At 69.8% G+C, this 15495-nt stretch carries 13 protein-coding genes and 1 pseudogene; 13 read left to right on the top strand and 1 reads right to left on the bottom strand.

Going from position 1 to position 15495, the window contains the following annotated elements; translation table 11 throughout:
* The 13 genes and pseudogenes from PYV61_RS09405 to rpsG form a co-directional block, all read left to right on the top strand.
* Nucleotides 1-73: hypothetical protein (locus PYV61_RS09405; protein ID WP_275830695.1), on the top strand; the 73-nt coding region annotated here is incomplete at its 5' end.
* A 78-nt stretch (nucleotides 74-151) separates the two neighbouring features.
* Nucleotides 152-304 carry a 50S ribosomal protein L33 gene (gene rpmG, locus PYV61_RS09400; RefSeq protein ID WP_275830693.1) on the top strand — a complete coding sequence of 51 codons (153 nt, stop codon included), beginning with the start codon at nucleotides 152-154 and terminating at the stop codon, nucleotides 302-304.
* Nucleotides 301-540, top strand: coding sequence for a preprotein translocase subunit SecE (gene secE, locus PYV61_RS09395; protein ID WP_275830691.1), 240 nt, complete (start codon nucleotides 301-303; stop codon nucleotides 538-540). The genes rpmG and secE overlap by 4 nt, the downstream gene beginning before the upstream one ends.
* Nucleotides 541-566: 26 nt before the next feature.
* Nucleotides 567-1106 (top strand): transcription termination/antitermination protein NusG, encoded by a 540-nt coding sequence (gene nusG / locus PYV61_RS09390; protein WP_275830689.1) that lies wholly within the window; start codon nucleotides 567-569, stop codon nucleotides 1104-1106.
* A gap of 105 nt (nucleotides 1107-1211) precedes the next feature.
* Entirely contained in the window at nucleotides 1212-1634 is a 423-nt protein-coding gene (gene rplK, locus PYV61_RS09385) for a 50S ribosomal protein L11 (RefSeq protein WP_275830687.1), read from the top strand.
* Complete coding sequence (gene rplA / locus PYV61_RS09380; protein WP_275830685.1) at nucleotides 1634-2323, top strand: 50S ribosomal protein L1; 690 nt, start codon at nucleotides 1634-1636, stop codon at nucleotides 2321-2323. Before rplK ends, rplA begins: the two co-directional genes overlap by 1 nt.
* A gap of 12 nt (nucleotides 2324-2335) precedes the next feature.
* A complete protein-coding gene (gene rplJ / locus PYV61_RS09375; protein WP_275830683.1) occupies nucleotides 2336-2854 on the top strand; it encodes a 50S ribosomal protein L10 in 519 nt (172 codons plus the stop codon).
* Between the two features lie 83 nt (nucleotides 2855-2937).
* Nucleotides 2938-3327 carry a 50S ribosomal protein L7/L12 gene (gene rplL, locus PYV61_RS09370; RefSeq protein ID WP_275830682.1) on the top strand — a complete coding sequence of 130 codons (390 nt, stop codon included), beginning with the start codon at nucleotides 2938-2940 and terminating at the stop codon, nucleotides 3325-3327.
* A 208-nt stretch (nucleotides 3328-3535) separates the two neighbouring features.
* Nucleotides 3536-8065 (top strand): annotated as a pseudogene (gene rpoB, locus PYV61_RS09365) (DNA-directed RNA polymerase subunit beta); the annotation flags it as partial.
* A gap of 231 nt (nucleotides 8066-8296) precedes the next feature.
* Nucleotides 8297-12595, top strand: a complete 4299-nt coding sequence (rpoC, locus tag PYV61_RS09360) for a DNA-directed RNA polymerase subunit beta' (protein ID WP_275830678.1) — start codon at nucleotides 8297-8299, stop codon at nucleotides 12593-12595.
* Between the two features lie 388 nt (nucleotides 12596-12983).
* Nucleotides 12984-13601, top strand: coding sequence for a PEP-CTERM sorting domain-containing protein (locus tag PYV61_RS09355; RefSeq protein WP_275830676.1), 618 nt, complete (start codon nucleotides 12984-12986; stop codon nucleotides 13599-13601).
* A 162-nt stretch (nucleotides 13602-13763) separates the two neighbouring features.
* Complete coding sequence (gene rpsL / locus PYV61_RS09350) at nucleotides 13764-14177, top strand: 30S ribosomal protein S12 (RefSeq protein WP_275830674.1); 414 nt, start codon at nucleotides 13764-13766, stop codon at nucleotides 14175-14177.
* A complete protein-coding gene (gene rpsG / locus PYV61_RS09345) occupies nucleotides 14174-14644 on the top strand; it encodes a 30S ribosomal protein S7 (RefSeq protein ID WP_275830672.1) in 471 nt (156 codons plus the stop codon). The genes rpsL and rpsG overlap by 4 nt, the downstream gene beginning before the upstream one ends.
* Before the next feature lie 123 nt (nucleotides 14645-14767).
* Here rpsG and PYV61_RS09340 read toward each other — a convergent pair.
* Nucleotides 14768-15495: PEP-CTERM sorting domain-containing protein (locus PYV61_RS09340; protein WP_275830670.1), on the bottom strand; the 728-nt coding region annotated here is incomplete at its 5' end.

Here is a 15495-nt window from a genome sequence, read left to right as displayed (position 1 = left end):
GGGGCTGCGCTTCGCGATCCGCGAGGGCGGCCGCACCGTCGGCGCCGGCGTCGTCACGAAGATCATCCAGTAACGCAGCGACGCGCGCCGGGCGTCGAGCGGCTTCCCGCCGTTCGGCGCCCGACGCTGTCCGCGCTTCCACGAGAAGGCCATGCCGCGCGACAAGATCATCCTCGGGTGCACCGAGTGTAAGAGCCGGAACTACTTCACCACGAAGAACAAGCGCCTCCACCCGGAGCGCGTCGAGTGGAAGAAGTACTGCCCGCGCTGCGACAAGCATCAGCTCCACAAGGAGACGAAGTGACCTCCGCGACCCCCGTCGTCCCGCCGCAGCCCTCCGGCCCGAACAAGGTGGTGCAGTTCTACCACGACGTGTCGGCGGAGATGAAGCGGGTGACGTGGCCGGACCGCGCGCAGCTGCAGGACGCGACGATCAAGATCATCGTCTTCGTCCTTGCGCTCGGCGCGATCATCGCGCTGCTCGACCTCGCCCTGCAGTTCATCCTGGTGCAGCTCCCCGCGCTGCTCCTCGGGCGCTGATCCGAACTACCGGAGAAAAGCCGACCGTGGAGCACCGCTGGTACGCGATCCAGACGACGTCGGGGCACGAGAACAAGGTCCGCTCGCTCATCGCGCGGAAGATCGAGGCCGACGGCCGCGCCCCCGAGGAGCGCCCGATCCGCCAGGCCCTGGTCCCGACGCAGGAAGTGGTGGAGCTGAAGAACGGCAAGAAGGTGACGGTCGAGCGGAAGATCTACCCGGGGTACGTGCTCGTGGAGATGGTGATGAACCAGGACACCATCCACGTGATCAACGGCATCCAGGGCGTGATCAAGTTCGTCGGCCACGAGAAGTTCCCGATGCCGCTGCGCCCCGACGAGGTGAACCGCCTCCTCGGGATCGCGGAGGAGGCGGCGGAGGCGCCGCGCGAGGAGATCCCCTTCCTCGTGGGGCAGGCGGTGCAGATCACCGAGGGCCCCTTCACCGACTTCAACGGGACGGTGGAGGAGGTGCTGGCCGACAAGGGCAAGGTGCGCGTGAGCGTGTCGCTCTTCGGCCGCCCGACCTCGGTGGAGCTCGACTACCTGCAGCTCAAGGGCTACTGAGCGCCGCGGGGCTCACGGCTGGACGTCGCCGACCGCTGCGACGCGAAACAACAGCGGGAGTGACGGGCGCGCGACGGCGCGTCCCCCACGTCATGGAGGTGTGAATTGGCCAAGAAGGTAACCGGGTTCGTCAAGCTGCAGATCCCGGCCGGCAAGGCGACCCCCGCCCCGCCGGTCGGCACGGCGCTCGGTCCGCAGGGCATCAACATCATGGCCTTCGTCAAGGAGTTCAACGCTCGGACGCAGGGCCAGGACACGATCCTGCCGGTCGAAGTCACGATCTACGCGGACAAGAGCTTCACCTTCATCCTCAAGACCCCGCCGACGGCGGAGCTCATCAAGAAGGAGCTCGGGCTGGCCAGCGGGTCTGGGACGCCGAACAAGACCAAGGTCGGGTCGGTGACGAAGGCGCAGGTCCGCAAGATCGCCGAGATCAAGATGCCGGACCTCAACTGCGACTCCATCGACAGCGCGATGGCCATGGTGGCCGGCGCCGCTCGCTCGATGGGCGTGACGGTGAGCGACTGATGCGCACGCACGGGAAGAAGTATCGCGCGGCCGCGCAGACGCTCGACCAGACGAGCGCGCAGCAGGCGCGCGCCGCGATCGAGGCCGTGAAGTCGGCCGCGTTCGCGAAGTTCGACGAGACGGTCGAGGTGGCGGTCCGCCTCGGCGTCGACCCGCGTCACGCCGACCAGGTCGTCCGCGGCACCGTGGTGCTGCCGGCCGGCACGGGCAAGAGCGTGCGGGTGCTGGTGATCGCGCAGGGCCCGAAGGTGGCGGAGGCCGAGCAGGCCGGCGCCGACTTCGTGGGCGTCGAGTACGTCCAGCGCATCAAGGACGGCTTCCTCGACTTCGACGTGATGGTCGCCACCCCGGACCTCATGGGGCAGGTCGGCCAGCTCGGGCGCGTGCTCGGCCCCCGCGGCCTGATGCCGAACCCGAAGGCCGGCACGGTGACGTTCGACGTCGGCAAGGCGGTGCGCGAGGTCAAGGCGGGCAAGATCGAGTTCCGCGTCGACAAGGGCGGCAACGTGCACGCCCCGATCGGCAAGGTCTCGTTCCCGGCCGAGGCGCTGGAGACGAACTTCACGGCGCTGATGGACCAGATCGTCCGCTCGAAGCCCGCGGCCTCGAAGGGCGTGTACGTGCGGAACGTCGCGATCTCGTGCTCCATGGGGCCCGGGGTCACCGTCGACACCACGCCCTACCGGTAAGGGGTCGCCGAGATGAAGCGAAACGAGAAGGAGCAGCTCGTCACCGAGCTGAGCTCGAAGATCAAGGGCGCCCAGGCGCTCTACTACACCGACTTCACGGGGATGAACGTGAAGCGGATGACGGAGCTGCGCCGTCAGCTCCGCCGGGCCGGCGTCGAGTACGTGGTCATCAAGAACACGCTCGCGCTGCGCGCGGTGAACGAGAGCGGCCTGGTCGCCGGGAGCCTGAAGGGGCCGACGGGGATCGTGGTCGCGGCCGACGCGCTCGCGGGCGCGAAGGTGCTGACCGACTTCGCGAAGGCGAACGACCAGAAGCCGGCCGTCAAGGGCGGCATGTTCGACGGTCGGGCGATCGACGCGGAGCAGGTGAAGGCGCTGGCGAACATGCCCTCGCGCGAGCAGATGCTCGCCGAGCTGGGCGCCGGCCTCATGGCGCCGCTCGCGCAGATGGCGGGCGTCATGAACGGCATGCTCACGATGATGGTCGGCGCCCTCGAGGCCCTGCGGGTCCAGAAGGAAGGCGCGCAGTAAATCCAGGCGGTTAGCCTGTTCAACCTGCCCCAGCGGTGCACGCGGTGCTCCCGCCTGGGTTTCCTCCGGAGAAGACGAGTACAATGGCTACCATGAGCAACGACGAGATCCTGGACGCGATCGGCAACAAGACGGTCTTCGAGCTGGCCGAGCTGATCGAGGCCTTCAAGACGAAGTTCAACGTCACGATCGCGGCCGCCCCGGTGGGCGGCGGCGCCCCGGCCGGCGGCGCGGCCGCCCCGGCGGCGGCGGTCGAGGAGAAGACCGAGTTCGACGTCCTCCTCAAGGAGGCGGGCGCGAAGAAGATCCAGGTCATCAAGGTCGTGCGCGAGATCACCGGCCTGGGCCTCAAGGAGGCGAAGGACCTGGTGGACGGCGCGCCGAGCACGGTCAAGGCGCAGGTCTCGAAGGACGAGGCCGCGACGATCAAGACCAAGCTCGAGGCCGAAGGCGCCGCGGTCGAGGTGAAGTAAGGCGCCCGGGCGGGCGGGGCGCGGCTGCGGCCGCCCCCCGCCTCGCCCCGGCCCTCACTTCCACCTCGGCGCGCCTGTGAGTACAGTACGGACACAACACAACTGAGCAGCTCCATCGCTCCGCCCCGCCCCGCCGCAGCTTTGCGCGGGAGCCGGGGGCGGGGCTGTTTTCGCCTGTTCGCGGGTGATCCCCCTCTGCGGGTGAGTCATGGCTGAGACGATAAAGGAAATCTCGTTCGGGAAGCTCGACGCGGGCATGGGCATGCCCCACCTGCTCGACATCCAGACGCGCGCGTTCGAGGCGCTCCTCCAGACCGACGCCGCCGCGCACGAGCGCGAGGACGTCGGCCTCGAGCGGGTCTTCAAGGACCTGTTCCCCATCACGGACGTCCACGAGAACTTCTCGCTGGAGTTCGTCCGCTACACGCTCGGTGAGCCCAAGTACTCCGTCGAGGAGTGCATCGAGCGCGACATGACCTTCTCCGCCCCCCTCAAGGCGACCCTGCAGCTGGTCATCTTCGAGGAGGTCAACGGCGAGAAGCGGCCGCGCAACATCATCGAGAAGGAGGTCTACCTCGGCGAGCTCCCGCTCATCACGAACCTGGGGACGTTCGTGATCAACGGCGCCGAGCGCGTGATCGTCTCGCAGCTCCACCGCTCGCCGGGCGTGGTGTTCGAGGAGTCGACGCACCCCAACGGGCAGCGCCTCATCTCGGCGCGCATCATCCCGTTCCGGGGCTCGTGGGTCGAGTTCACCGTCGACATCCACGACGTCATCTACGTCCACATCGACAAGAAGAAGAAGTTCCCCGCGACGGCGCTCCTGCGCGCCTTCGGCTACGGGGAGAACCGCGACATCCTGCGGCTCTTCTTCGCCGAGCGCGAGCTCGACCTCACCAAGACGCGCGAGAGCCGCACCGACCAGCGCGAGGTCCTCGGGGCGATCATCGCCCAGGACATCACGCTCGCCGGGGAGGCCACCGACCCGGACGCGCCCAAGGCCAAGACCAAGAAGGCCCGCGCCGAGCAGGAGCGCCGCGAGAGCGAGCTCTTGGTGAAGGAAGGCGACGAGATGACGGAGGAGGTCTACAACCGCCTCCGCCGCCAGGGCGTCGAGAGCGTCAAGGTCTTCGCCAGCTACACCACCGTCGACCTCCGCGACGAGCTCGATGCGATCGAGCGCGGCGAGCGCCCCGAGCGCCGCACGCTCTCGCACGACGTCGTGTCCGAGGACGGCGAGGTGATCGCCGAGGCCGGGCAGCAGCTGACCGACCCGCTGATCAAGAAGATCCGCAAGGCGGAGATCAACCGCGTGCTCGTGTTCGTGGCCTCGGGCCGCGCCGAGTCGCTGCTGATCAAGAACACGCTCGCCAAGGACCCGACCAAGCACGAGGACGAGGCCCTCAAGCAGATCTACGCGCTCCTCCGGCCGGGCGACGCCCCGAACAAGGAGACGGCGAAGCAGGCGCTCGAGCGCCTGTTCTTCTCGCCGAAGCGCTACGACCTGGGCCGCGTGGGGCGCTACAAGATCAACCAGCGCCTCGACCTCAACACGTCCGCCGGCACCACGGTGCTCACGAAGGAGGACTTCGTGGCCATCGTGCGCTACCTCGTCGAGCTGCACGAGGGGCGCGGGCACACGGACGACATCGACCACCTGGGCAACCGCCGCATCCGTTCGGTGGGCGAGCTGATCGCCAACCAGTTCTCCGTCGGCCTGTCGCGCATGGCGCGCCTGGTCAAGGAGCGGATGTCGATCAACACCGACCCCGAGAAGATCTCGCTCGACGACCTGGTGAACGCGCGCACCGTGAGCGCCGTCATCCAGGCGTTCTTCGGCAGCTCGCAGCTGTCCCAGTTCATGGACCAGACCAACCCCCTCGCCGAGCTGACGCACAAGCGTCGCCTCTCGGCGCTCGGGCCGGGCGGTCTGACGCGCGAGCGCGCGGGCTTCGAGGTGCGCGACGTGCACTACTCGCAGTACGCGCGCATGTGCCCCATCGAGACCCCGGAAGGCCCGAACATCGGCCTCATCACGTCGCTGGCATGCTACGCGCGCGTCAACGACCTCGGGTTCATCGAGACGCCGTACCTCAAGGTCCGCGACGGCCGCGTCACCGGCGACATCGAGTGGCTCGACGCGAACCGCGAGGAGGGCGCGATCATCGCGCAGGCCAACGCGAAGCTCAACCCGGACGGCACGTTCATCGACGAGCTGGTGCTGTGCCGCGACGGCGGCGACGTGCCGCTCGTGCCGACGGACCGCATCGACTACATGGACGTGGCGCCCGAGCAGATGGTCTCGATCGCCGCGGCGCTCATCCCGTTCCTCGAGCACGACGACGCCAACCGCGCCCTCATGGGCTCGAACATGCAGCGTCAGGCCGTGCCGCTCCTCAACCCGCGGACGCCGCTCGTCGGCACGGGGCTGGAGAGCGTCGTGGCGCGCGACTCGGGCGCGGTCATCATCGCCAAGCGCGCCGGCGTCGTCACGCACGTGACGGCCGACGAGATCATCGTCGACGCCGGCCCCGCCGAGCGGCTGGGCACCGAGGACCGCCGGGCGCAGAACCGCCCGCTGCAGCGCCTCACGCAGCTCGACCGCTACCGCGTCAAGAAGTACTGGCGCACCAACCAGGACACGGCCATCAACCAGCGCCCGCTGGTGCGGCTGGGGCAGCGCGTCAAGCAGGGCGACGTGCTCGCCGACGGCGCGGCGACGGAGCAGGGGCAGCTGGCCCTCGGCTCGAACGTCACCGTGGCGTTCATGACCTGGTACGGGCACAACTTCGAGGACGCCATCGTCCTCAGCGAGCGCCTGGTCAAGGACGACGTGTACTCGTCGATCCACATCCAGGAGCTGGAGCTCCACGTGCGCGACACCAAGCGCGGCCAGGAGGAGATCACGCGCGAGATCCCGAACGTGTCCGAGGACGCGCTCGTGGACCTCGACGAGCGCGGCATCGTGCGCATCGGCGCGCACGTCAAGCCGGGCGACATCCTGGTCGGCAAGATCACGCCGAAGGGCGAGACCGAGCTCTCCCCCGAGGAGAAGCTGCTCACCGCCATCTTCGGCGAGAAGGCGAAGGACGTGAAGGACTCCTCGCTCAAGGTCCCGCCGGGGATGGAGGGCGTGGTCATCGACGTGAAGATCTTCTCGCGCATCGAGGACCAGGTCGTCGAGAAGGACCGCGGCGAGCGGATCGGCGAGGTGCGGCGCCTCGAGGGCGAGGAGAAGCTGCGCGTCAACGAGGTGCGCGACGAGGAGATGCGCGACCTGCTCGACGGCGAGGTCGTGGCGCTGGCGCTGAAGGCGGGGACGGTCGAGGAGGCCATCCCGGCCGGCACGACGCTGACGCGCGACGTGCTGCGCGGCGTGAAGTTCGCCTCGCTCGACCTCAAGACGTTCCGCGTCGAGAGCAAGCAGGCCAACGACCGCGTGCGCTCGATCATCGAGGCCGCCAACGAGGAGAAGGCGCGCCTCGAGGAGCGGGCCGAGGAGCGCATCGACCGCATCCTGCAGCCCGACGAGCTGCCGCCGGGCGTCATCCAGCTGGTGAAGGTCTACCTGGCCGAGAAGCGCAAGATCTCGGTCGGCGACAAGATGGCCGGCCGCCACGGCAACAAGGGCATCGTGGCGCGCATCGTCCCCGAGGAGGACATGCCGTTCCTCCCCGACGGGCGCCCGGTCGACATCGTGCTCAACCCCCTGGGCGTGCCGTCGCGCATGAACGTGGGGCAGATCCTCGAGACCCACTTGGGGTGGGCCGCGCGCATCCTCGGCTTCTACGCCAAGACGCCGGTCTTCCAGGGCGCCAACGAGCGCGAGATCGGCCTGCTGCTCAAGCTGGCCGGGCTCGTGACCGTGGCGAAGGCGCTCAACCTGCCGACCGGCGCGCCCGAGGTGGGCGAGGCCGACGTCGCGCAGCTGGTCGCCGACCTGCGCCCGTCGCTCGAGGAGCGGGACGCGGTGTTCCTGCTCGCCGACGCGTCGCTGGCCGACCTGCAGAACAAGCAGATGTCGGAGGGGACGCGCGCGCTCGGGCAGCGCGTGCGCGACTTCCTCGTCGCCGCCGCCAAGGAGCTCGTGGCGCGCGAGACGGCGGAGCTCGAGCACCAGGTGGCGTTCCACCGCGCCGACGCGGCCGGCCACATCGCCGACCGCGAGGGGATCGCGGCCGAGCTGGAGGCGCTGCGCGCGCGGCCCGCGGCCGACCACCTGCTGCGCCAGGAGCTGCCGGCGCTGGCCGCGCTCGTGGGCGGCAAGAAGAACGAGGGGGACCTCGACGCGGCCGCCGTGGAGCTGGCGCGCCTCGCCGGGATCACCACCTCGGGCAAGATCCGCGTGCGCGACGGGCGCTCGGGCGAGCCGTTCGCCAACCCGGTGACGGTGGGCGAGATTTACATGCTCAAGCTCTCGCACCTGGTCGACGACAAGATCCACGCCCGGTCCATCGGGCCGTACTCGCTCGTGACGCAGCAGCCGCTCGCCGGCAAGGCGCAGTTCGGCGGCCAGCGCTTCGGGGAGATGGAGGTGTGGGCGCTGGAGGCGTACGGCGCCGCGCACGTCCTGCAGGAGATCCTGACGGTCAAGTCGGACGACGTGAACGGCCGCAGCCGCGTCTACGAGGCGATCGTGAAGGGGCAGAACCTCCCGGAGCCGGGCATCCCCGAGTCGTTCAACGTGCTCGTGAAGGAGCTGCAGGCGCTGGGCATCAAGGTCACGCTCGGCTCGACCCACGACCACGGCTACGGCGGGCTGGGCGACCCGAACGCGGCGATCAGCGGCATCCTCCCCGACCCGGGGTCCGGCCACGCCGGGCCCGCGACGGCGGTGGAGGGCGGCCTCCCGGGCATGCCGGGGCTGCGCGCCGACCTCCTGGCCGACCGGCTGGGGGACCTTCGTGACACCGACGGCGGCGCCAACGGGCGCGGCGGCCGCGGTGGCAACGACGACGAGGAGTAATCCATGATCGACTTCCGCTCGACGCGCGAGACGCGCGCCTCGGCGTTCGACTACATCTCGGTCCGCATCGCCTCCCCGGAGGAGATCCGCGGCCCCAAGGACCCCAAGGAGCGCGAGCGGCTGGAGATGGCCGGCCTGCGCACCTGGTGGTCGTGGGGCGAGGTCCTCAAGCCGGAGACGATCAACTACCGCTCGTTCAAGCCGGAGAAGGACGGGCTCTTCTGCGAGCGCATCTTCGGCCCGGTCAAGGACTGGGAGTGCCACTGCGGCAAGTACAAGCGCATCCGCTACCGCGGCGTGATCTGCGACCGCTGCGGCGTGGAGGTCACCCTCTCGAAGGTCCGGCGCGAGCGCATGGGCCACATCGAGCTGGCGGTGCCGGTCGCGCACATCTGGTTCTTCAAGACCCTGCCCAGCCCGATGGGCAACCTGCTCGACCTCACGCTGCGTGATCTCGAGAAGGTCATCTACTACTCGAACTACGTCGTCGTCGAGCCGGGCAACCAGGAGGTCCGGGTCAACCAGCTGCTCGACGAGGACGAGTACCTCGCGCTGCGCCAGAAGGCGCGCGAGGAGAACGACGCCGCGTTCAACGCCGACATCGGCGCGCCCGCGGTGCGCGAGCTCCTCAAGCGCCTCGACGTCGACAAGCTCGCCGAGGACCTGCGCGCGGCCGTGCTGACCGAGAACAGCCAGCACCGCAAGAAGCAGCAGCTCAAGCGCCTCAAGATCGTCGACGCGTTCCGGAACTCGGGGCAGGGCGGGGAGATCCGCAACCGCCCCGAGTGGATGATCCTGGACGTGATCCCGGTCATCCCGCCCGACCTGCGGCCGCTCGTGCCGCTCGACGGCGGGCGCTTCGCCACGTCCGACCTGAACGACCTGTACCGCCGCGTCATCAACCGCAACAACCGGCTGATGAAGCTCATCATGCACCGTGCGCCGGAGGTCATCCTCCGCAACGAGAAGCGCATGCTGCAGGAGGCGGTCGACGCCCTGTTCGACAACGGGCGCCGCTCGAAGGCGATCCGCGGCCGCGGCAAGCGCCCGCTCAAGTCGCTGTCCGACATGCTGAAGGGGAAGCAGGGCCGGTTCCGCCAGAACCTGCTCGGCAAGCGCGTGGACTACTCGGGCCGGTCGGTCATCGTCGTCGGCCCGGAGCTCCGCCTGCACCAGTGCGGCCTCCCCAAGGCGATGGCGCTGGAGCTGTTCAAGCCCTTCATCATCCACAAGCTGGTCGACAAGGGGATCGCGGAGACCGTCAAGCGCGCGAAGAAGATCGTCGAGCGCGAGAGCCCCGAGGTCTACGAGATCCTCGAGGAGATCATCCGCGACCACCCGGTGCTGCTCAACCGCGCGCCGACGCTCCACCGCCTGGGCATCCAGGCGTTCGAGCCGGTGCTGGTCGAGGGCAAGGCCATCCGCATCCACCCGCTCGTCTGCGCGGCGTTCAACGCCGACTTCGACGGCGACCAGATGGCCGTGCACGTCCCGCTGTCGTTCGAGGCGCAGACCGAGGCGCGCGTCCTCATGCTGTCCTCGAACAACGTGCTCAAGCCGTCGGACGGGCGTCCGGTGGCCGAGCCGTCGCAGGACATCGTGCTCGGGTGCTACTTCGCCACCAAGGCGCCGGCCGACTTCGAGTCCTACCTCAAGGACCCGGCGAAGGCGCGCGCCCTCAAGGCGTTCGGCACGGTCGGCGAGGTCGAGATGGCGATGGCCCTCGGCCGCCTCAAGTACGCCACCGTCATCCGCTTCATGGTGGACGACGAGGCGGGGAAGCGGTGGGAGCCGACGACGGCGGGGCGCGTGCTGTTCAACGCGATCATCCCGACGGCGCTGCCGTTCCAGAACCGCGACATGAAGAAGAAGGCGCTGGGGGAGCTCGTGTTCGAGAGCTACCGCCGCGCCGGGCTCGCCGAGACCGTCCAGTTCCTCGACCGCCTCAAGGCGTTCGGCTTCGCCAACTCCACCCGCGGCGGGATCTCGATCGGCATCGAGGACCTGCACATCCCCGGGGAGAAGGCGGTGCTGCTCAAGGAGGCCGAGGAGCGCGTCGAGCGCTTCCAGCGGGCCTACTCGACCGGCAACATCACGAACGGCGAGCGCTACAACAAGGTCATCGACACGTGGACGCACGCGAACACGGACATCGCGGACGCCATGGTGAAGTCGCTCCGGTCGGACAAGGGCGGCTTCAACCCGGTGTTCATGATGTTCGACTCGGGCGCCCGCGGTAGCCGCGACCAGATCCGCCAGCTCGCCGGGATGCGCGGCCTCATGGCCAAGCCCCAGAAGAAGCTGACGGGCGGCATCGGCGAGATCATCGAGGCGCCCATCAAGTCGAACTTCCGCGAGGGGCTCTCGACGCTCGAGTACTTCACGTCGACGCACGGCGCGCGGAAGGGGCTGGCCGACACGGCGCTCAAGACAGCCGACGCCGGGTACCTCACGCGCCGCCTCGTGGACGTCGCGCAGGACGTGACGATCACCGAGGAGGACTGCGGCACGATCATGTTCCTCGAGGTCGCCGCGCTGAAGGAGGGCGAGGACGTCATCGAGGCGCTGAGCGAGCGCATCGTCGGCAGCGTCGCCGCCGAGGAGGTCTACGACCCGCAGATGACCGACGCGAGCGGCCGTCCGCGCCTGCTGGCCGAGGCGGGGCAGCTGATCGACGAGGACATGGCGCGCGAGATCGAGGAGGCGGGGATCGAGACGGTCCGCATCCGCTCGGTGCTCACGTGCGAGGCGAAGCGCGGGCTGTGCCGGATGTGCTACGGCCGCAACCTGGCGACCATGGCCATGGTCGACCTGGGCGAGGCGGTCGGCATCATCGCCGCGCAGTCGATCGGCGAGCCGGGCACGCAGCTCACGCTGCGCACCTTCCACATCGGCGGCACGGCCTCGCGCATCGCCGAGCAGACGGCGCGCAAGAGCAAGGTCGCGGGCACGATCGAGTTCGGCGACCGCCTGGTGTTCGTGAAGAACCCCGAGGGGCAGCGGATCGTGACGTCGTACGAGGGGGAGATCCTCATCCGGACGTCCAACGACCCGAACGCCTCGGTGGGCGCGCGCCTCCAGGTGCCGCTCGGCGCGATCCTGATGGTCGAGGACAAGCAGACCGTCACGCGCGACCAGGTGATCTTCAGCTGGGACCCGTACTCGAACCCGATCATCGCCGACGTCGCGGGCACGATCCGCTTCGTCGACCTGGTCGAGGACGAGACGGTGTCGGAGGAGCTCGACGAGCTCACCGGCCTGCGCCAGCGCGCGGTCATCGAGGACCGCGAGAAGAAGCTCCACCCGCACATCGAGATCTGGCAGGACGTGGGCGGGAAGGAGAAGCGCGTGCGCGACTTCGTCATCCCGGTGGGCGCCGTGCTCACCGTCGACGACGGGGACCAGATCGCGGCCGGCACGGTCATGGCCAAGATCAGCCGCGAGGCCTACAAGACGCGCGACATCACGGGCGGCCTGCCGCGCGTGGCCGAGCTCTTCGAGGCCCGCAAGCCGAAGGACCCGGCGACGATCTCCGAGATCGACGGCGTCGTGCGCTTCGGCGACATCAAGCGCGGCAAGCGCGAGATCTACGTCCACCCGGTCGAGTCCAACGGGGCGACGGTCGAGGGGGCGGAGCCGCACCTGTACGAGGTGCCGTCGGGCAAGCACCTGCGCGTGCACGAGGGCGACCGCGTGCGCGCCGGCGACCGCCTCTCCGAGGGGCCGGTCAACCCGCACGACATCCTGCGGATCAAGGGCCCGCGCGCGGTGCAGGAGTACCTCCTGAACGAGGTGCAGGAGGTCTACCGCCTGCAGGGCGTGAAGATCAGCGACAAGCACATCGGCGTGATCGTCCGCCAGATGCTCCAGAAGGTCCGCATCGTCGAGAGCGGCCAGACGGAGTTCCTGGAGGCCGAGCACGTGGACCGCGGCGTCTTCCGCGAGGTCAACGAGGCGGCCAAGACGGAGGGGCTGGAGCCCGCCGAGTCGGAGCCGCTGCTGCTCGGCATCACGAAGGCGTCGCTGACTACGCAGTCGTTCGTGTCGGCGGCCTCGTTCCAGGAGACCACGCGCGTCCTCACCGACGCGGCCATCCGTGGGGCCAAGGACGACCTCCTGGGCCTCAAGGAGAACATCATCATCGGGCACCTCATCCCGGCCGGCACGGGCATGTACCGCTACAACGACGTCGACGTGGAGAGCGGGTCGCTGCCCGAGCTCCCGGCCGACCTCGGGGTCGCGGAGCCGACCGGGGTCCTGGAGTCGCTCGGCCTCCCGAGCTTCGCCGGCGACAACGACTGATCGTCGGTCGCACCGAACGCACGACGGGCCGGGGAGCGCCACGCTCCCCGGCCCGTCGTGCGTTCGGGACCCCCAATGGATGGGCCCGGAGCTTGCTGATGTGCCAGCGCGGCGGGAAGTGCCAGGGGACCGGCCGGTAGGCGTCGGGTTGTGGCGAGCGAACGACAGCACGTGCGGCGGTGGTGCGGCAAAACGGCCACTGCGACGCGTCGCGAACGAGCCAGATCCGCATCGGACGGAAAGGTGCAACCCGTTGCAGGATCAGCAGTTGGGCAGGTCGTGGCACACCCCGGTCGGCGGACTGGTCACGCGACTTGCACCTGCAGATGAGCCTGAAGGACCGTTGTCGCGTTGGGGGAAACCACAAATCGGGGGAGACGAAGCACAGATGCGAAACGTCATGAACAAGGTCGTGATGGCGGTGGGCGCGGTGATGATGTCGGCGTCGGTGGCGAGCGCCCAGTTCAACTTCACGGGGCGCACCGACGGCTGCTTCTACGTCATCGGCGACCCGAACTTCTGCCAGCCGATGGCCGCGGCGTCGAACGGCAACCTGATCTTCGCCGGGTCGACGTTCAACGAGGCCGCGATCGGCGGCGTCGCCTCGTTCAACACCGCGGATGTGAACCTCGGCCGGTTCACGCTCGGCTCGGGCGAGTACTCGTACAACGGGCTCGGGTTCATCCTCGCCGTCACGGTCACGTCGCCGACGGCGGCCACCGGCGCCTTCACCAGCTTCCTGACGGGCCAGGTCGGCGTCGTGAACGGCAACAACACGTCGAGCGTCTTCGTCGATTTCGGTAGCAACGAGTGGACGTCGCTGCTCCCGCAGTCGGCCGGCGTCGACGCCCGCCTGACGGACCTGGCGGTCCAGATCGGCCAGGCGAACTACGTGAACGGCCAGCTCCGCGCGAACGTGGTGCCGGAGCCGTCGACCTACGCGCTGATGGGCACCGGCCTGCTCGGCCTCGCGGGCTTCGCCCGCCGTCGCCGCGCGACCGCCTGAGCCACGGCACGCCGCACGACGGACGGGGCCGCGCCGCAAGGCGCGGCCCCGCTTCGTTTTGCCCCGTCCCGGCGGTTGACCACCCCTACCGGGTGGGCTAACTTCAGCGGTCTGAGGCGCCTCAGGTCTGGAGGCGCCAGAGTCCGTTGTCGATCCATCTCCATGCCGACAATCAACCAGCTGGTCCGGCGCGCCCGTCAGGGCGTGCTCGAGAAGTCGAAGTCGCCCGCGCTCAAGAGCAACCCGTTCAAGCGGGGCGTCTGCACGCGCGTCTACACCACGACGCCCAAGAAGCCGAACTCCGCGCTCCGCAAGGTCGCCAAGGTCCGCCTGACCAACGGGTTCGAGGTCATCGCCTACATCCCGGGCGAGGGGCACAACCTGCAGGAGCACTCGATCGTGCTCGTGCGCGGCGGCCGAGTGAAGGACCTCCCGGGCGTGCGCTACCACATCGTCCGCGGTTCCCTCGACGCCTCAGGCGTCAACGGCCGCAACCGCAGCCGTTCCAAGTACGGCACCAAGAAGCCCAAGCCCGGCCAGGCGGCCGCGGCCGGCAAGGGAGGGAAGAAGAAGTGAGCCGCCGCAAGAGCGCCGTGAAGCGCCCGGTCCTGCCGGACGCGCGCTACGACAGCCAGACCGTCTCGAAGTTCATCAACTCCCTGATGTACCAGGGGAAGAAGTCCACCGCCGAGCGCATCTTCTACGGCGCGATGGACCTCGTCGAGGCGCGCACCGCCCAGCCGGGCGTGAACGTGTTCAAGCAGGCGCTGGCCAACCTCAAGCCGGTGGTCGAGGTCAAGAGCCGCCGCGTCGGCGGCGCGACCTACCAGGTGCCCGTCGAGGTGCGCCCGGAGCGCCGCAACGCGCTCGCGATGCGCTGGCTGATCTCCTACTCGCGCGACCGCAACGAGAAGTCGATGCCCGAGAAGCTGGCCGCCGAGGTGATCGCGGCGTCGCGCGGCGAGGGCAACGCGGTCAAGAAGAAGGAGGACACGCACCGCATGGCCGAGGCGAACAAGGCCTTCGCACACTACCGCTGGTGAGTGGTCGGGAGGGGCGGCGCTTCGGCGCCGCCCCTTCGCGCATCGCACCCGCCCGAGACACGCGAGGGGCGCCCGGTGATCCGGGCGCCCCTCGCGACGTTCTCCCCGCCTGGCGGCCTAGCCCTAGCGGCGCCGACGTGCGCGCAGCCCGGCCAGCAGCACCACCCCGCCGCCGAGCACGAGGCTCAGCGTCCCGGGCTCCGGGACCACCTGCGTGATGCCCGGCGGCGGCGTGTCGCCCGGGGGCGGGTCGCCGCCCGGCGGGTTACCGCCCGGAGGATTGCCGCCGGGCGGATCGCCACCGGGCGGGATGCCCGGGGGCGTGTCGCCGGGGGGGCTCCCCGGGGGGGTCGTGCCGGGGGGGACGGTCCCGGGCGGGAAATCGGGGGGGACCGAGCCGACGAGGGGCGGGGGCGGGATGTCTGGGGGCGGCTGCTGCGACGGGGGCTCGGGGGTGTTCGGCGTCCCCGACGTCGGGGGCTGCTCGTCGCCCGGCGTCGCGCCCGGCGTCTGCGGCACGACCGGCGGGACGACGGCCACCGGGCCGACCGGCACGCCCGCGGCGCCGCCCGGAGGGCCGCTCGACCCGCCGCCGATCGTCGTCGCGCCGCCGGCGGCGGCGCCGGCGCCCAGGATCCACCAGAACAGCCCCGCGCCCGTCGAGTCCTGCTCCTGGATGGTGGACGGGAACTCCACCGGGCGACCCGGGACCGGGCCCACCGACGCGATCGTGGGCGCGGAGCCGGTCAACGCGACCGGGAAGGCGGCCGGACGGCAGGCGCGCGTCGCCGGCACGCCTGGCTGCGGCGCGGTCGGGAGCGCGACCGCGGTGCGCGGCGCCGCCTGCGGGC

Source organism: Roseisolibacter sp. H3M3-2, from assembly GCF_029211165.1.
In the GTDB taxonomy this organism is placed as follows: Bacteria; Gemmatimonadota; Gemmatimonadetes; order Gemmatimonadales; family Gemmatimonadaceae; genus Roseisolibacter.
This window is presented reverse-complemented; position numbering and strand designations above follow the sequence as displayed.